Here is an 18,983-nt window from a genome sequence, read left to right on the forward strand (position 1 = left end):
TTACTACCTTAACGGCAGTTAAAAGTAAATCTTGAGCTTTTTTTTAAAAAAAACATAACCGATTGAAATAAATAAAAAACGGGGCATATAATATGCCCCGTTTATCAGTTATTACTTTATTGGACTAGCCTAGTAAGCTTAACGCAGCCTGTGGTAACTGATTAGACTGAGCCAAAATAGTCGTTCCTGCCTGTTGCATTATCTGATTTTTAGTCAACTGAGCCGTCTCAGCAGCATAGTCGGTGTCTTGAATACGACTTCTTGAAGCCGACACATTCTCCGATACATTCGCTAAGTTGCTAATAGTATGACCAAATCGGTTTTGTACCGCACCTAAATCTGCTCGTTGCGCATCAATTTGAGCCAGTGCCGCATCGATTGTTTTTATCGCATTTTGCGCACCAATTGCTGTCGAACCCGAAATATCAATATCTTCAACTGCTGTTAACTTACTGCTACCGCCTGTCGATATAATCGTACCCGCATCTGAGCCAAATATTTCATCCGCAGATGAGCCCGAAATACCTATTTTATCAGCTGAGCTTAAGTTTAATTCTGCTGATACACTCGCAACTAAGTTAGTGGAAGTAACCGCTTTACCACCCACAGTGAATGAACCTACACCCGCAGCAGCAGTCCCCGCTACATCAACACCGTTTACACCCGTGGTCTTTAAAGTAATGGTTTTGCTACTATCATCGTAAATAGCATCGTGACCATCTGCCTGCATATCTTTAGCCAGACGCCCCATGTCACCACCAAATTTACCTAAATCGTATTCATCTTCACCAATCGTGATGACTGCATTTGCGCCAGAATCTATGCCGACAATTTCGGTTTCAAGTTCAGCTTCAGCCTTAACGCCAGCGCCCGAAGCATTTATCGTCGCAGCAATATCAGCAGCACCGGAGTTTGCCGCAATTTCAACATCAACCCCGTTTAAGTTCACTGTTTGAGCTGAAGTGGCCATGTTATTTGCTAAACTAACAGACTGAACATCACCCAATGCAGACACGGTTGATGTTGCAGCCCCTTTGATCTCATTTGCACCAATCGCATCTGCTGACATATCACGTAAACTTACGTTGATAGTTTCATTTGCATTTGAACCAACTTGGAATTGTTTTGTACCGAATGAACCATCAATTAAGCTCGTACCACCAAACTTTGTGGTTTCAGAAATACGTGTTAGCTCTTGTTGAAGAGCGCCTACTTCTTTTTGTAGCGCTGCACGTGCATCCGCATCATTTGAACCATTCGCTGACTGTAGTGATAAATCACGCATACGCTGTAAGATGTTCGATGATTCTTGCATCGCACCCTCAGCCGTTTGTGCCATCGAAATACCATCATTCGCGTTACGTTGAGCAACACCTAAACCATTTACCTGTGATGTTAAACGGTTTGCTATTTGTAGACCAGCCGCATCGTCTTTGGCACTGTTAATTTTCATACCAGATGAAAGACGTTGCATTGATGTACCTAACGCATCGCTTGATTTAGACAAGTTTCTTTGTGCGTTTAAAGACGCTGTATTTGTATTTACTGATAAAGCCATGCTATGTAACTCCTGATTACTTTCGTAATGCACTAAGTGATTTTAACCAAGAGCCATTACATCTTTGTTCAAGCTCCGTTCTAATTAAGTTAACGGCAGTAAAGAGCAAACCTTGAGTTTTTTTTAAAAAAAACATAACCGATTGAAATAAATAAAAAACGGGGCATATAATATGCCCCGTTTATCAGTTATTACTTTATTGAACTAGCCTAGTAAGCTTAACGCAGCCTGTGGTAACTGGTTAGACTGAGCCAAAATAGTCGTTCCTGCCTGTTGCATTATCTGGTTTTTAGTCAGCATGGCGGTCTCTGCAGCATAATCGGTGTCTTGAATACGACTTCTTGAAGCCGACACATTCTCCGATACATTCGCTAAGTTGCTAATAGTATGACCAAATCGGTTTTGTACCGCACCTAAATCTGCTCGTTGCGCATCAATTTGAGCCAGTGCCGCATCGATTGTTTTTATCGCATTTTGCGCACCAATTGCTGTCGAACCCGAAATATCAATATCTTCAACCGTTGTTAACTTACTGCTACCGCCAGTAGATGTAATTGTACCCGCATCTGAACCAAACAATTCGTTAGCGGTAGTTCCTGAAATACCTATTTTATCCGCAGAGCTTAAGTTTAACTCTGATGAAACACTCGCGGCTAAGTTGGCTGAAGTAACCGCTTTACCACCCACAGTGAATGAACCTACACCCGCAGCAGCAGTCCCCGCTACATCAACACCATTTACACCAGTCGTTTTAAGGGTAATTTCATTATCACCACCTTCAACTTTCTTGAAGATTGCATCATGGCCATCTGCCTGCATATCTTTAGCCAGACGCTCCATGTCACCACCGAATTTACCTAAATCATATTTATCTTCACCAATCGTGATTACAGCATTCGCGCCAGAATCAATACCGACAATTTTGGTCTCAAGCAGCGCTTCAGCCTTAACACCTGCACCCGATGCATTTATTGTTGCGGCAATATCTGCTGCACCTTGGCCTCCAGTCACACCTACAGATGTACCATTAATATTTAAAGTATCCGCAGTTGTTGTGTGGTTAGTTGCAAGAGCAACTGTTTCTGCATCACCTAAGCTAGCGCTTGCAGCTGCAGTGCCTCCACCTTTGATCTCATTTGCACCAATCGCATCTGCTGACATATCACGTAAACTTACGTTGATAGTTTCATTTGCATTTGAACCAACTTGGAATTGTTTTGTACCGAATGAACCATCAATTAAGCTCGTACCACCAAACTTTGTGGTTTCAGAAATACGTGTTAGCTCTTGTTGAAGAGCGCCTACTTCTTTTTGTAGCGCTGCACGTGCATCCGCATCATTTGAACCATTCGCTGACTGTAGTGATAAATCACGCATACGCTGTAAGATGTTCGATGATTCTTGCATCGCACCCTCAGCCGTTTGTGCCATCGAAATACCATCATTCGCGTTACGTTGAGCAACACCTAAACCATTTACCTGTGATGTTAAGCGGTTTGCTATTTGTAGACCAGCCGCATCGTCTTTGGCACTGTTAATTTTCATACCAGATGAAAGACGTTGCATTGATGTACCTAACGCATCGCTTGATTTAGACAAGTTTCTTTGTGCGTTTAAAGACGCTGTATTTGTATTTACTGATAAAGCCATGCTATGTAACTCCTGATTACTTTCGTAATGCACTAAGTGATTTTAACCAAGAGCCATTACATCTTGTTCAAGCTCCGTTCTGATTAAGTTAACGGCATGCATCAAAATATCTTTAATCTTTTTTACTAAAAAAATACAAAGCACATAACAACTTTGATTTAAAAACTAAAAAAGCCAAGTGCAATATTGCACTTGGCTTTTTAATAATAATGATATTTCACTTAAGCTTAACCACCTAGTAAGCTCAATGCTGCCTGTGGCAACTGATTTGCTTGAGACAGGATGGTTGTACCTGCTTGTTGCATTATCTGGTTTTTTGTCAATGTTGCGGTCTCTAGTGCATAATCGGTATCTTGAATACGGCTACGTGATGCAGATACATTCTCTGCAACGTTGGCTAAATTCGAAATAGTATGGCCAAAACGGTTTTGTACCGCACCTAAGTCAGCTCGCTGTGCATCTATCTGAGCAAGTGCCGCATCAATGGTTTTAACTGCATTTTGTGCCCCCGTTGAACTTGCACCAGAAATATCAATACTCTCAACACTAGTCAGAGAACTAACACCACCACTTGATGTGATTGCCGCAGCACCTGTACCAAACAATTCATTGCCAGTAGTTGCTGATATACCTATCTTATTTGCTGAAGATAAGTTTAACTCTGCAGACAAACTAAATGAGTTAGCAGCCGATGTAACCGCTGCACCGCCAATAGTAAAGTTACTTGTGTCGGCCCCGGTTACATCAATACCATCTACATCTGTGGCTTTAAAAGCTATTTGTTGAGTTTTAGGATCAAAGATTGCATCATACCCGGCCTGCTGCATATCTTTAGTTAAACGATCCATATCGCCACCGTATGTACCTAAATCAAAACTTTTTTCTATAGTGCCATTTTTTTTCAGTTCTATTACGCCAGTACTCTCTGGTTTAATGCCTGCGATTATAGTATCAATTTTTGCCTCGGCCTCTACACCTGCACCAGATGAATTAATCGTATCAGCAATTTGTGCAGCGCCGCTTCCGCCTGTAATAGCGATATCAGTACCATTTAGATTAACCGTATCGGCTGTAGTGCCATGATTCACCGCTAAGCTTACTGTTTGTACGTCACCTAATGATTTATTTGCACTGGCAGTACCAGGACCTTTTATTTCATTTGCGCCAATCGCATCAGCCGCTGTATTACTCAAACTTACGTTAATAGTTTCGTTCGCGTTGGCACCAACCTGAAATTGCTTTGTGCCGAATGTGCCATCTAATAAACTGGTGCCACCAAATTTAGTGGTATCTGAAATACGTGTTAATTCTTGTTGAAGTGCACTGACTTCTTTTTGCAGTGAAGCACGGTCTACCGCACTATTAGAGCCATTCGCTGATTGCAGTGATAAATCACGCATACGCTGTAGTATGTTTGCCGATTCTTGCATTGCGCCTTCTGCGGTTTGTGCCATTGAAATACCATCATTTGCATTTCGTTGTGCAACCGTTAAGCCATTAACTTGTGAAGTTAAGCGATTGGCAATTTGCAGACCTGCCGCATCATCTTTAGCGCTATTGATTCGCAAGCCTGATGATAATCTCTGCATTGATGTTTCTAGTGCCATACTAGATTTTGATAGGTTTCGTTGCCCATTAAGTGATGCAACATTTGTATTTACGCTTAAAGCCATTTTACCATCTCCTAGTTTTAATTAAGAATGTGGTTCAATTTTCTTTAGCAGAATCCACACTTTTCTATGATCAAGTAAATGCATTTGTTGTGCCAACTCAAATTAAAACATTAAGGCATTGTTTTTAAACATAAAAAACAAAAATAAAATGGGTATTAGTTAATAGTTAGATTGATTTTATAAAAGAGGAAGAAAGGGGTGACAATTTTTTGCCGCTTTATAAGGGCAAGTTATTACCCTTACTGATGAAGGGCAATAATGTGAATAAGTTTGGTTTATATATAATCAAATAATGTTAGTTTAGCCAAACGGCCAAACGTGGCTTGCGACGCCTGCAATCCAGTTTCTTGTTTAGTTAATTCACTAATAGCTTCTGCCATATCAACTTCAACTAAACTTGATTTGCTCGCTTTGTTATTTATATCTACAGCACTATTAGAATCAGTTACTTTATCAACTACATTCATTCGCCCACCCAAACTAGATTGCGTAAATACAACTTGCTCACTCGCATTTTTTAGCTGTATTAGGCCACTAGCTAACGCTTGTTGTAAGTCTTCACCTTCTAGCGTTTCATCTTTTAAACTTGTTATAAGCCCTTGCAGAGTATTAAGTACATTTTCTTTATGCGGTTTCTCAAGACTAAAATCTAATTGCCCTGGTGCTTCGCCTTCGAGTTTAATTTCCATCCCAGCAAATTCAATTGGCTCATCGGTTACCTCCCCTGTAACAGGAGGAACAAGTGGCACACCATCTCGTAGTATTTCGTATGTATCAGGGGAAGATGCTGTTGCACCTGGTAATACATTAACGTTGTATGTATTTACAGTTGCTGAAACCAAAGGATCTGGGTCGGTGTTGTAATTATTGCTATGGAACTTATCAAACTCACCTTGGTTACTAACGTAAACAGTGCCCGATGTGATTGTACCTGTAGCGATACCTCTGTTTGAGGTTACATCTAATCGGGCATTAACTTTTTCAAACGCGTTAAATCCATTATCGCTGGATTTAATTTCAACACCTTTAGCAATAGTCACTTCATGTTGGCCCTGATCGCCTTGATACTCATATTTTTTAGTAAGGTTATTAAAAGTGTAAGTTTGAATATTGTCTTGATACCCAGAGAAAATATATTTACCACCTTCCGACTGGGTGTTCATTAAATTAACCAATGACTTTTGTAGCTCTTGTAGCTCACCTGCAATTCCAGCCAAATCACTTTTACTAAGCGAGCCATTACCCGCCCGAATGGTTAATTCTTGCGTAGCTAAAATGTTCTCATTCATGCCTTTTAAAATACTATGTTCAGTCTCTAATCGACCTTTGAGCTGATTAATATTTTTAGTGTACTGTTCATTTGTTTCTATTTTATTGGTGTACAGCATACCTTGCGATACCGCAGCTGGCGCTTCTGAAGTCGTTAAATACTTTTCTCCGGTAGTTACACGCTCTTGAGCACTTGCCACACCTTGTTGATTTTTAAGTATGTTATTAATACTGTTTTGATACATTAAGTTATTTGATAAGCGCATAATTACCTCGCGGCACTAAGTAAAGTTTCAAAAATAGAACGGGCTGCCGCTAAAACTTGTGCTGAGGCGGCATAAGATTGTTGAAAACGCAGTAAATTTGCCGCCTCTTCATCAAGGTTTACACCTGATAGCGACTCATACCAAGATTCAGATTGCTCGGCAAGCGCATTAAACGCGGCCCCATTTGTTTTCGCCTGACCTGTTACCACACCAATATCTGTAACAACCTCAGCAAAAGCTTGATTAAATGTTCCGTGGTTATCTGCAGATGCACTTGCGACTACATTTTGACGAACCAATTCGCCATTTTGAAGTTCAGCAAGTTTTAAACCATTGCGGTTATCGTCAAAGCCCCCTTCGTTAAACTCTAATGTAAAGGTATCGCCCGTTGCAGGAACCCCATCTATATTAAAATCAAAACCATAGGTACTATAAGGTGCACCAGCTTGCGCTAATATATTATTAGCCGGTGGCGTCACAGTGAATGTGGTCGTACCGCTCGTATCTGTTACCTGATACTCGTTTGTATTAGCTGTTTTAACTAACGTAATTGGACCATTAGTTAGCCCTAAAGGCAGATTGGTAAATCCACCGGATGTAACACTGCTTACGTCGCCCGCCGAAATAGACGCGCTCCCGGTATTATCAATATTATTTTTGGTTCTTACAGGCGATGCTAATGCTAAATCTTCACCTCTTTCAGTGGTCAGTGTAATATTACCAGCGGCTCCAGAGTTTAGTTTTACTTGAAATTGATCCCCCGCAACACCCGCGCCCGCTATATTCATTTGTAAACCAAACGATTCGCCACTTGTTATAGCGGCTGAATCGACAATTCCACTTGCAGGCACAGTTGCAAGAGAGGGATTACCTAATGGTTCGCCTTTGTTATCAATAGGCTGAATACTGACTTCATTAGGGTTTGTAGTAAAAGTAATAATAAAATCACTAGCTGGAAGCTCGCTTCCTTTTCCAACTTCAACCGTTGCGGTTATTCCTGCGGTACCTGTGTTCGCTTTATAGGCGTAACCGTTAACCGTAGGTATATTAAATATATCGCCGCCAAGCTCTCCATCGGCATCCATACCAAGGCGGTTCTGCTGGTTGAATGAATCAGCTAGAGCAATTCCCATTTGTCCAATTTGATTTTGAGTAGGCACTAAAATATCATCTCTAAAAGCGAGTAAACCGCCTATTTTGCCCTTTAATTTGCTCGCATCAACTTCTATTGGCACTGCTTTACCACCGTTTACCTCTAGACGAAGTTCTTTAAAATCGGCGTCAGGATCACTGCTTATTGAAAATAAATTAAATGAACCATTTTGCATAACTACGGCTTCACCAGTGCCCATAAAAACTTGCTTTTCGCCATTAGGGCCATCGAGCGTTTCAATATCAATTAGTTTAGATAAATCGCGAATTGCTTTATCACGTTCATTGTAAGCAGAGCTCGCATTAGCCTCTTGGCTTGTGCCGCTAACCCCTGCAATTTCTTGATTCAAGGTATTAATGCTTTGGATTAACGTATTGGCTTCACCGGCAAATATTTCTAACTGCTCATTCACCACTTCTTTTTGCTCTGACACAATTCCTGAAAGTCTATTCATTTGATCGAGTAAATTTTTTGTGTCGCTTATAACTAATGAACGAGCAACCGAAGACGAGGGTTGATTTAGTGCCTCTTGCACATTATTAAACATGGAATTTATACGTGTTGATAAGCTATTAGACTCTTCCGAAAACAAGGTATCAATCCGGTTCGCTTCACCAACAAATTGATCAAAAAAGGTTTTATTAGAGGTATCTCTATTTAATTGCTTCTGCGCAAATTCGTTAAGTAGTCGATATGTTTTATCCCTACCCACCTGATTATCAAAGGTTGTTGCAAATTCTGTTCGCTCGCGTACGTAGCCCTCAGTATTCACATTCGCAATGTTTTTACTTGTCGTTTGCAACAATTCAGAATTAGCTCTGACTCCTGAACGTGCAATATTAAATAAATCATACGACATGTTACTTTACTCCTTGGCGGATTACATTTGCCGCAATATCTTTTAGCTCATCACTGTTAAGCACTTTTTTTATTTTGCTGGCATAGTTTGGATCGGTGGCATAACCTGCTTTTTGTAATGAATCTAAAAATTCAGTCGGTTTTGCAGTATTTTGTAGTGCATCTTGGTAACGTGGGTTTTGTGTTAAAAAATCAACAAAATCATTAACACTTTCTTTTATTGAATCGTAAGCTCTAAAGCTAGCTTGTTTTTTTACTGCCGTGCCCTGCTCAAATTCGAGTGTTACTTTGCTTGCTTTTTCGCCTTCCCAACTTTTATCTGACTTAATATTAAATAAGTTGAATGAGCTATTACCGTCACTTTTATTAATGATGTGTTTACCCCAACCCGTTTCAAGTGCAGCTTGTGCAACCATAACAGCGGGATTCAAGCCAATTTTTTGTGCGGCTGTTTTAGCATGTTCCCAAACCGAACTGACAAACTCTTCAGCGGTTTCAAACGTAGGCGTGGTTACTGTTGATTTTTCAGCCTCTGCTTTATTGTTATTAAGAGCAGACGTTGCTTCTTGTGCTGTTTGCTCATGAGGAAGTGTCGAACCAGCTCGTTTATCACTAAAAATATCATTAGTGGTTCTAAGTACAGACCCCGGCATAAAGCTCTTACCGTCAGGAGATAACTGTTGAACAATTAAATCAGCCAACCCCAATGAACCATTAGATGAAAGCTCAGTAGATAATTGCTGATCGTGCATTTCTTCAAAAAACTTAACACCACTTGAATTGAAAGGACTTTCTTTGTCTTCAAATGCTTCGTTTGCTTTGCGCATACTTTTGAGCAACATTTGCGTAAAAATAGCTTCAAATTGTGCCGCCGCTTTTTTGAGCGCAGCTTTAGACGCATCCGTTGATGCATCACCGCTCGTTAAGGCTTCTCGACGCAGAGAATCTAAGTTACCTAAATCAAAAAAGTTTTGCTTATCGAGGTGATTTGTTTCCATCAGCTTTTTGACACAATAATGAATAATACGAATTAGAATGCAAAAATTGAACCACTTAATATGTGATAAAACTATGTTGGTGGGAAATGTACAAGTTAAGTCCTAAAAAATAGTTTTCTAGGACTTATTTTTAACGATTTATATAACCACTAGCTGGCCGTTAATAGCCCCTGCTTCTTTTAATGCTTCAAGAATAGCCATTAGATCACCCGGTGCTGCGCCAACTTCATTAATTGCACGCACCAAATCATCAAGGCTGACACCTGGGTTAAATACAAAGGCGCGAGAGTCATCTTGCTTAACATCAATAATACTTTGTTGCGTTACAACAGTTTCACCTTCGCTTAGCGGATTTGGTTGCGATACGTTTTGTTGCTCAGCAATAGTGACGGTTAACCCGCCATGCGTTATAGCCGCTGGCTGTAATTTCACATTCTTACCTATTACGATAGTGCCCGTACGTGAATTAACTATAATTTTTGCCGCCATATCAGCCGGTTTAAATTCTAAATTTTCAAGCGTTGATAAATACGATACACGTTGTGATGCATCTCTTGGGGCAATTACACGAATAGAGACCGAATCAATTGCTTGAGCGCTATTTGGGCCAACCAAATCATTTATCGTTTTTTCTAGGCGTTTTGCGGTTGTAAAATCTGGACGATTTAAGTTGAAAGTAATGTAATCCCCTTGCATAAAGGGACTTTTAACAGCCCGCTCGACTGTTGCACCATTAGGAATTCGGCCCACAGTCGGAGTATTAATAACGACCTTACTGCCGTCTAGACCCTGCGCACCTAACCCTCCAACAATAAGACTTCCCTGCGCAATAGCGTATACATTGCCATCAACACCTTTTAAAAACGTTTGTATTAAAGTCCCTCCGCGCAAACTACCTGCGCTACCGATAGATGAGACTGTAATATCGATTGTTTGCCCAGGTTTTCTAAATGCAGGCAGTTCTGCGTGTACTGCAACAGCTGCGACATTTTTAATTTTAGGCTTTAAATTAGCAGGTAATGTAATACCAAAATTACTTAACATTCCTTTAAAGCTTTGTTGTGTGAACTGACTTTGTTCGCCAGTGCCAGGTAAACCAACCACTAAACCATAACCAACTAATTGGTTAGAGCGCACACCTTCCACCATAGAGATATCTTTAATACGTTCTGCATTGGCCGAAAATTGGCTTGCGAATAAAACGATTAAACAGAAAAATTTAAATCCATTCATATTGAATGTCCTCTAAAAAGGAAAGAGTGAGCTTGTGAAAAAGCGTGTTAACCAACCGGCTGTTTGCGCTTCTTGCGTTTGCCCTTTACCCGAATACTGAATACGTGCATTAGCAATTCGGTTTGATTCTACGGTGTTATCTGAGGTTACATCTTGCGGGCGGACTAAGCCTTCTAGACGAATAAACTCTTCACCAGTATTAAGCGTTAACCATTTTTCACCACGGATAACTAAATTTCCGTTTGGTAAAACACGCATTACGTTTACAGATATATCGCCAACCAAGCTGTTTGACTGGTTTGATTTTGAATCCCCTTTAAAAGAAGAGTCGCTGCCAATACCAAATTGAATACTGTCACCGCCAATATTTACCGGTAACCCTCCCAAGCCAACAACAGGGTCAAGGCTTGCATCGGTTTCTTTATCTGTTTCTGTTTTTGCCGCTTTTGTAGCTTGAGTCGATTCTTGTAGTTTAACCGTAATAATATCGCCAGTGCGCAGTGCTTTTCTATCTGCATACAAGTCGTTAGATACGTTTACATTAAACAACGATCCCGTTGCTACAACGGGCTCTAAATTAGGTTCAGGGTACATTGGTGCGTAGTAAGGGTCGTCTTGAACTACCTCACTATTAGGTGTTGATATACAGCCACTTAAAAGCAAAGTGCCTGCTGTAAATAGCATAATATTACGCATAAACTGCCCCTTAAACCTTATAATTGCTGATTGATATAACTCATCATTTCATCAACTGCTGAAATTACTTTTGAGTTCATTTCATAAATTCGCTGGGTTTCAATTAGGTTTACTAATTCTTCGGTTACATTGACGTTTGACGTTTCAAGTGAGCCTTGAATAATTGTACCTAACCCCTCAACACCTGGATTGCCTTGTACAGGCGCACCACTTACTGCCGTTTCGGTATATAAGTTTTGCCCTACAGGCTCCAGACCAGATGGATTGATAAAGTCACTAATCGTCAGCTGACCAATAACAACGTTTTCGGCTTGCCCTCCAACTTTAACTGACACTTCACCATCTTGAGATATAGTTATCGACTTTGCGTCATCTGGCACATTCATTTCTGGCTGAACAACATAACCCGCACCCGAGGTTACAATTCGTCCGTTACCGTCAGTTGTAAATTGTCCATTACGTGAATAAGCAATATTGCCGTCTGGTTGCAGCACTTCAAAAAAGCCAGGACCTGAAATCATCCAATCTAATGAGTTTTCAGTAGTTAACATGTTGCCTTGTGAGAAGTTCTTTTGGTTAGCAACCACTTTCGCACCAGCGCCAAGCATTAAACCAGATGGCATTTCAGTGTCTTGCGACGAACGCCCACCTGGTTGATTAATATTTTGATAGAGTAAATCTTCAAAAATTGCGCGGCTCTTTTTATAACCAACAGTACTTGCGTTGGCTAAGTTATTTGAAATAACCGAAATATCAGTTTGTTGAGCATCAAGCCCTGTTTTACTTATCCACAATGCTGGATTCATAATAATGTCCTCACTTTAAAGCTAAACTATGCGTAATAACTGATCTTGACGTTCGTCAATTTGTTCAGCTGTTTTCATTAGTTTCACTTGTAATTCAAATTGGCGTTGATGGCTGATCATATCGACCATTTCGTGAACTGGATTCACATTCGACATCTCTAAGCTACCACTCAATACTTTTACATTGGCAGACGTCTCAACAGTTTGATCTGGCTTTGGTCTAAATAAACCATCATTGCCTTTTTCAAGCTGTGCGTTATTTGCTTCGACTACTTTAAGTCTACCTATCTCTTCTAAAAAAGTAGCGGGTGCGCCTTGCGGACGAACTTGAATTGCACCGTCTTCACTAAATGCAATTTTTTCAATTGGCACTGGTAATATAACGGGACCACCTTCGCCAATAACTTGACGACCACCGCTTGTAACTAGCATGCCTTCGGCTGTGATGTTGAGCGTACCTACTTTTGTATATGCCTCATTTCCTGATGCATCTTGCACACTAAGCCAAGCGTTATCACTCATTGCGATATCTAAGTCACGACCGGTTTGAATAATACCGCCCGATGCCATGTTTGAACCAGGACGTTCTTGCATTGAAAATACACGCGTTGGTAAACCCTCACCAAACGCTTGCATAGAACGCGCTTGTGCAAAATCGGATTTAAACCCAGTTGTATTAGCATTCGCCAAATTATTGGCTTTAAGTGCTAACCCTTGCAGGCTTTGTTTTGCACCAGACGCCGCAATGTAGACCATTTTGTCCATAACATCGACTCACATAAAAAATCTCTAATTAAGTAAATGCAAAATAGATGCCAAAGAAGTATGAAATTGAAATTGACGCGTTTTGAGGGGGATAATGGTAGTTATATCAAGCTAAAGGCAGCTATTTTGATGCAATCACCCTGTATTAAAAATAAAAATGGTGACACCACTTAAGCTAATTTTCTGTCTAATAATGATAAAAAATCGCTGTCGAAATAGATGATTTTTATATCCTATTATTCTAACTCCAGATAATAAAAAAGGCTGCAACAAGGCAGCCTAGTATTTAGTCGATAAAAATTTAAATTATCGTATCTGTAAAATGGCTTGCTGTAGTGTTGAATTCACTTCCAGCGCACGTGAATTGGCTTGGAAGTTACGTTGTGCACTAATTAAATCAACAAGCTCATTTGTTAAATTAACATTTGATTGCTCTAATGCTGATGAGTTAATTTTGCCAAATGCACCTGAATTAGCTTCACCGGCTATCGGCTCACCAGAAGTTAAACTTTTCTTCCAAGAAGTATTTCCGACTTGTTGTAGGCCTTGAGAATTAGAAAAACGAGTTAATGCGACTTGCCCTAAATAGGTAGAGTCGCCATTACTGTAAGAAGCAACAATTTTTCCATCTACGCCAATATCAATATTCGCTAATCGACCTACTGCGGCACCATCTTGATCTAATACTTTATTTTCAAAAGCCCCTGCATGCTGTGTTGGTATTTTTGAAGATGTACCAGCTTCGTCACGCCAATTTATTGTTACATCATTAGGAAAGCTTGCGCCATTACTCAAAAGTCCTGATATATTTGCACCAGTTAACGTGACTGGGTTGAATGTATTTCCTGTATTTAATGCACCATTGGTATTAAGTGGTATGCCATTAGCATCAAACTGGAATGTTGAAATTGGGTTATACGGCGCTGTAGGTTGTGCACTACCATCTGGGTTAAATGGTTGACCGTCTAATGTGGCAAAGGTTTGCCATTCGTTAGCATTACCTGTAACAGTCGAGTCTGTTTTCACAAAATACAATTGCATTGTATGTGCTTCACCTAACGAATCGTACACGTTCGTTGAGGTAGAGTGAGTAAATGACCCCGTTTGAGTTGGGTCAAATGGCGTAATTGATGGTGGCGCTTTGGTTGAGTCCAATCTAAACGATGAATACACATTTGTTGTAGCACGCGGTGAACCAGATGAGTCAGGGATCTGGATTGCTGTAGAGGTACTTAAGCTCACCGATGTTGCATCGCCACTGACTGCATCAACAGGGAAACCTTGTAAAAAATTACCCTGTGAATCAACGATAAAATTATCTTTATTTAATTTAAATGCACCAGCACGAGTAAAGGTTTGATCTTGTGAGCCAAGCTCTGAACTAAGCGCAAAGTATCCATCACCACCAATAGCAAGGTCGAGCGAATTTTTCGTACCTAAAGTTGAACCTTGGTGAAATTGTTGAGATACCGATGTTGTTTGCACACCATCCCCAGCTTTAGTTTTACCTGAAGTAAACACTGACGATGCATAAACATCAGCAAATTCAGCGCGAGACTCTTTAAAGCCAGTGGTATTTACATTAGCAATGTTATTAGCAGTAACATCCAAATCTTTTTGTGCGGCAGCGATGCCAGTTAACGCAATATTGAAGCTCATAATTGACCTCTAAACTATTAATATTTAGCCTTAGGCTAGAAATATACTTTAAATACTTTATGCAATTTCTGCGACATCAGTCAGCTTAATCGCACCTTCTTTGGTGTTAAGAATAATGCCATTAGCACCATTAATACTTACGCTCTCAATGTTTTTATATGAGGCTATAGGCAAGCTTGTAAACTCCTCCCCCATACTCCCTTCAGCTTTTATGCTATATTCTCCCGTAGGAAGACTTTCGCCAGCTTCATTTTTTCCATCCCAGTTAAATCGTATGCCACCCGCTGCTTGAGTGCCTAACTCAATAGTTCTAACAAGTTGTCCTGACGCATCCGTAATACTGAGTTTCAAATCTTTAACAGGCTTTTCAGCTGCGATTGTGCCTTTGGCTTCACCACTGCTGTTAAGCTCTAATGTACTTGATCCGATTAATGCCTTCTTACCAACAAGTGTTGATGCCTGCAACGCCGAGTTGGAGGTCATTGAAGCTGCCAAAGACTCAAATTTTGAATTTAGATTTGAGATACCTTCAGCCATGGTAAAATTTGTCATTTGCGCAATCATTTGATCATTGTCAGCTGGCTTGCTGGGATCTTGAAACGACAACTGCTGCGTTAACAACGAGAAGAAATCTTCTTGGGTTAATGCATCACTTTTCTTTGCAGTTTCCGGCTGTGTATCCTGCCAACGCAAAGAGTCCGTATAGGATGTAGAGGTATTAATATCGTTACTCATGGTCTACCCTCATTTACCGCTGGCCCAATAGCAGTGTTTTACTTAACATTTGCTTAGCTGCATCTGCAACTTGCACGTTTGTTTCATAGGAGCGAGAGGCTGAGATCATATTAGCCATCTCCTCAACAACATTAACGTTAGGTTTATAAATATAGCCATTTTCATCCGCACTTGGATGGTTTGGGTTATATTCAATTTGTAATGGCTTGTTACTTTCAACAACGCCTAACACTTTAACGCCAACAGCCGATCCCTGTGGATTACTTACTGATGCTGACGCCTTAGTCAGCTCAGCTGCAAACACAGGTTGCCTTGCTCGGTACGTTTTGTCTTGAGAAGAACTAATCGTATTTGCATTCGAGATATTACTAGCCGTGGTATTTAAACGCACATTCTGTGCGCTCATACCTGAACCGGCTATATCAAAAACATTGTATAAACTCATAATTAGGCTCCTTGACTACCGAGTGCTTTTTTCAGACCTTTAAATTTGCCACCTAGAAACTGTAAGCTGGCCTGATACTCCATAGCATTCTGTGTATACAAGTTTCGTTCCACTTGTATATCAACAGAGTTACCATCGCCCGTATCTGTTTGATTTGGCATACGAAATAACTCAGAATTACCAACACTACGAGTCCCACCAGCAATATGTTTAGCATTGGTTCTAACCATTGTATTGCCGCTTTGTTGGTTTGATTTTGCCGCTTTTAATGCTGTGGCAAAATCGATATCTTTTGCTTTGTATCCCGGCGTATCAGCATTTGCAATATTGGCTGCAATTACTTCTGCTCTTTTTGAACGGATTAACATCGCTTGCGGATGCAAACCTAATGCTTTATCAAAACTGATAGCCATGACCATCTCCAAAAAATTGACTTGTCTTATATAAAGCAAAAAATAAGCCATATATAAAAGCAACAAAGCTATTTTTATAAGGGGATGTATTTAAAAGAAAAATGACACTGAAAGTGTCATTTTATAGAAGAGGAGAACATTAAACTTTCTTTTGGTAAATAATTCCGGGATTGCAGCGTACCATATCAAATTCATCACTCAATCCGGTCATCGACTCCGATGCGCCCAAAAATAGGTAGCCTTTTGGATTAAGTGCCTGAGCAAATTGTTTAATAATTTTAGCTTTTATCTCAGGTGCAAAGTAAATCAGCACATTACGGCAAAAAATAATATCAAACTTACCCATTAACGCATAAGAATCAAGTAAGTTTAGGTGCCTAAAGCTCACTTGTTTTTTAACCGTATCATTTATTTGTGCCATGCCATTGCCGCTGTCTTTAAAAAACTTTTTGCGGCGTTCAGCTGAAAGCCCTCGTGCTAAAGCAAGGGCGTCATATTCGCCATTTTTACACATATCCAGCATAGTATTAGAAATATCAGTGCCAATGATTTGAGCCCCCATACGTAACGCATTGGACTGTTTAGATTGATATTCAGACACAGACATCGCAATAGAATAAGGTTCTTGCCCTGAAGAGCTGGCCGCAGACCAAATTTTTAATGGCCGCTTCAAATCTTTAAATTCTGGGAACAGCTTACTTTGAAGAAGCTCAAATGGATATTGATCTCTAAACCACAATGTTTCGTTGGTTGTCATTGCATCAACGACAGCAGCACGAAGTTGACGCTCATGTGGACCAAGCGTCTTACTAACTAATTGCGATAAAGATTCTACATTGAATCGAGCCATTAACGGGGCGAGCCGACTTTTAACTAAGTACTGTTTATTTTCGCCTAAAACAATGCCGCACTGTTGCTCTAAAAACAAACGAAATTGATCGTATTCACCTTGCTGCAAATCTTTATTATTCAAGTTAATGACACCTATTCAGATTAATCACAATGAACCCATTTTTTAACTGCTGTAGCTAGTTCATCTGGGTTGAATTTCGCAATAAAATCATCTGCACCAACCTTTTCAATCATTGCTTGGTTAAAAACACCACTTAAAGAAGTATGTAAAATAACATGCAATGGAGCAAGCTTAGGATCTGCTTTTATTTCTGCGGTTAACGTATATCCATCCATTTCTGGCATTTCTACATCAGATATAAGTAGCGCAACACGTTCCGTAATATCATTTTTACAATCAAGCTTTGCTATTTCTTTTAATCGAATGAGTGCTTCTTTACCATTTTTGGCAAGCTCTATTTGAACACCTAAAGGCTCTAGCGCTCTTTTAACTTGGTTACGTGCAACAGCGGAGTCATCAGCAATAAAAATAATTCGCTCACCTAAATCTTTTTGCATGTCACCACTTTCTGCAACTTCAGCGCTTACTTCTGTATTCACAGGGCAAATTTCATTAAGTATTTTTTCTACGTCAAGTATTTCAACAAGCTCATTTTCTATTTCAGTTACCGCTGTTAAATATGAATAGCGCCCTGCACCTGATGGTGGAGGCATTATTTTTTCCCAATTCATATTTACGATACGCTCTACACCGCCAACTAAAAAGCCTTGTACTGTTCGGTTATATTCAGCGATTATTATAAAACTGTCTGTAATATTTTCGATTGGGCGTCCACCCACAGCCATAGACAGATCAATAACTGAGATAGTTTGACCACGAATATGAGCAACACCACGAATATAAGGATTAGACTTTGGCATACTCGTTAGTGGAGGACATTGAAGCACTTCTCTCACTTTAAATACGTTAATACCAAAACGCTGCCTACCCCTGAGCTTAAATAATAGTAATTCTAGGCGGTTCTGCCCAACCAACTGAGTGCGCTGGTTTACTGAGTCTAAAATGCCTGCCATTCAAATCTCCTAAAGAAAACAAGTATTACGGAATGATAATTGCTTTCTGTTTATAAAGCTTACATAACATCACGGGAGCGTCTTTTTTTTGACGCAAAATATTTATACCCTGTTTGAAACCATAAGCATAGTCGAAACATTATGAGTTTGTTAAAAAAAATCAGAAGATACAGTGTTTTTTATTTTGTTGCTAGCCTCAGTTTAGTATTCTCTGTACAAGCCAAAGTCTTTGATAAAGATTTACTGCAGGAGATGGCTATATCTTATGTTGCAGCTCAAATTAATATTTCAAACGATACGCAGCTAGACTTAAGTGCTTTACCACTGGATAGTCGCATACCAGATCGTACCTGTAACACGGAGCCTGAGCTTTTAATTCCTAGCGATCCCCCCTTTAATCGCCAAGTTACACTACAGATAAAATGTAACGATGCGCAAAGCTGGGCACAATACGTACACGTTAGAATAGTCGAAATGGCGCCAGTTGTGGTCACGAGCACAAATTTAGCGCGAGGTGAAATTATAACAAGCTCTCACCTCACCATTGAGATGAAACCCACGCATTTTATTAGAGCGCAATACTTAGATGATCTAAAAGTACTTATTGGCAGTCGCAGTAAGCGAAATATAAGAAGCGGCACGCCCGTATTATTGAATCAAATATGTATGGTCTGTAAAGGCGACCCTGTCACTATTTATGCTAATATTAAAGGACTTAGAGTAAAAACCTCAGGTATTGCTTTAGAAGATGGAATACTTGGTGAGCAAATAAATGTTAAGAACAAAAAAACAGGTAAAGTTTTAAATGCACGAGTAGATGGTGTAGAGTCCGTACAAGTGAATATTTAATATAAATTTATACTAAAGTATCCTATGGATA

17 protein-coding genes are annotated in these 18,983 nt (G+C 39.9%); 1 reads left to right on the forward strand and 16 read right to left on the reverse strand.

All coding sequences use genetic code 11. The features are described from left to right. Positions 1–124: 124 nt before the first annotated feature. From PALI_RS12485 to PALI_RS12560, 16 genes are all read right to left on the reverse strand, one after another. A complete protein-coding gene (locus PALI_RS12485; protein ID WP_193156052.1) occupies positions 125–1,558 on the reverse strand; it encodes a flagellin in 1,434 nt (477 codons plus the stop codon). 204 nt (positions 1,559–1,762) lie between these two features. Then, entirely contained in the window at positions 1,763–3,208 is a 1,446-nt protein-coding gene (locus PALI_RS12490; protein WP_193156053.1) for a flagellin, read from the reverse strand. 227 nt (positions 3,209–3,435) lie between these two features. Continuing rightward, complete coding sequence (locus tag PALI_RS12495; RefSeq protein ID WP_193156054.1) at positions 3,436–4,881, reverse strand: flagellin; 1,446 nt, start codon at positions 4,879–4,881, stop codon at positions 3,436–3,438. Positions 4,882–5,156: 275 nt separating this feature from the next. Further along, on the reverse strand, positions 5,157–6,416 hold the full coding sequence (flgL, locus tag PALI_RS12500) for a flagellar hook-associated protein FlgL (protein ID WP_193156055.1): 1,260 nt from the start codon (positions 6,414–6,416) through the stop codon (positions 5,157–5,159). Between the two features lie 2 nt (positions 6,417–6,418). Beyond that, positions 6,419–8,428 carry a flagellar hook-associated protein FlgK gene (gene flgK, locus PALI_RS12505; protein ID WP_193156056.1) on the reverse strand — a complete coding sequence of 670 codons (2,010 nt, stop codon included), beginning with the start codon at positions 8,426–8,428 and terminating at the stop codon, positions 6,419–6,421. A gap of 1 nt (position 8,429) precedes the next feature. After that, positions 8,430–9,425, reverse strand: coding sequence for a flagellar assembly peptidoglycan hydrolase FlgJ (gene flgJ / locus PALI_RS12510; RefSeq protein ID WP_182700956.1), 996 nt, complete (start codon positions 9,423–9,425; stop codon positions 8,430–8,432). Positions 9,426–9,563: 138 nt separating this feature from the next. Next, positions 9,564–10,658, reverse strand: a complete 1,095-nt coding sequence (locus tag PALI_RS12515; RefSeq protein WP_193156057.1) for a flagellar basal body P-ring protein FlgI — start codon at positions 10,656–10,658, stop codon at positions 9,564–9,566. A gap of 12 nt (positions 10,659–10,670) precedes the next feature. Then, the gene (flgH, locus tag PALI_RS12520; RefSeq protein WP_077537211.1) at positions 10,671–11,354 is read right to left on the reverse strand and encodes a flagellar basal body L-ring protein FlgH; all 684 of its coding nucleotides are present in this window, start codon (positions 11,352–11,354) and stop codon (positions 10,671–10,673) included. 17 nt (positions 11,355–11,371) lie between these two features. Beyond that, the gene (gene flgG, locus PALI_RS12525) at positions 11,372–12,160 is read right to left on the reverse strand and encodes a flagellar basal-body rod protein FlgG (protein WP_077537210.1); all 789 of its coding nucleotides are present in this window, start codon (positions 12,158–12,160) and stop codon (positions 11,372–11,374) included. Between the two features lie 21 nt (positions 12,161–12,181). After that, positions 12,182–12,925, reverse strand: coding sequence for a flagellar basal body rod protein FlgF (locus PALI_RS12530; protein WP_077537209.1), 744 nt, complete (start codon positions 12,923–12,925; stop codon positions 12,182–12,184). Between the two features lie 306 nt (positions 12,926–13,231). Beyond that, on the reverse strand, positions 13,232–14,584 hold the full coding sequence (flgE, locus tag PALI_RS12535) for a flagellar hook protein FlgE (RefSeq protein ID WP_138586405.1): 1,353 nt from the start codon (positions 14,582–14,584) through the stop codon (positions 13,232–13,234). A gap of 57 nt (positions 14,585–14,641) precedes the next feature. Then, positions 14,642–15,319, reverse strand: a complete 678-nt coding sequence (locus PALI_RS12540) for a flagellar hook assembly protein FlgD (protein ID WP_193156058.1) — start codon at positions 15,317–15,319, stop codon at positions 14,642–14,644. Between the two features lie 13 nt (positions 15,320–15,332). Then, positions 15,333–15,764 (reverse strand): flagellar basal body rod protein FlgC, encoded by a 432-nt coding sequence (gene flgC, locus PALI_RS12545; RefSeq protein ID WP_077537206.1) that lies wholly within the window; start codon positions 15,762–15,764, stop codon positions 15,333–15,335. Between the two features lie 2 nt (positions 15,765–15,766). Then, entirely contained in the window at positions 15,767–16,177 is a 411-nt protein-coding gene (gene flgB / locus PALI_RS12550) for a flagellar basal body rod protein FlgB (protein ID WP_077537205.1), read from the reverse strand. Positions 16,178–16,316: 139 nt separating this feature from the next. Continuing rightward, entirely contained in the window at positions 16,317–17,150 is an 834-nt protein-coding gene (locus tag PALI_RS12555) for a CheR family methyltransferase (RefSeq protein ID WP_138586407.1), read from the reverse strand. A gap of 20 nt (positions 17,151–17,170) precedes the next feature. Continuing rightward, positions 17,171–18,103 (reverse strand): chemotaxis protein CheV, encoded by a 933-nt coding sequence (locus PALI_RS12560; protein WP_193156059.1) that lies wholly within the window; start codon positions 18,101–18,103, stop codon positions 17,171–17,173. Positions 18,104–18,244: 141 nt separating this feature from the next. On the opposite strand from PALI_RS12560, the gene flgA reads away from it, so the two are divergent. After that, complete coding sequence (gene flgA / locus PALI_RS12565; protein ID WP_138586409.1) at positions 18,245–18,952, forward strand: flagellar basal body P-ring formation chaperone FlgA; 708 nt, start codon at positions 18,245–18,247, stop codon at positions 18,950–18,952. The last annotated feature ends 31 nt before the right edge of the window (positions 18,953–18,983 follow it).

The sequence above is a fragment of the Pseudoalteromonas aliena SW19 genome, from assembly GCF_014905615.1.
GTDB classification, from domain to species: domain Bacteria; phylum Pseudomonadota; class Gammaproteobacteria; order Enterobacterales; family Alteromonadaceae; genus Pseudoalteromonas; species Pseudoalteromonas aliena.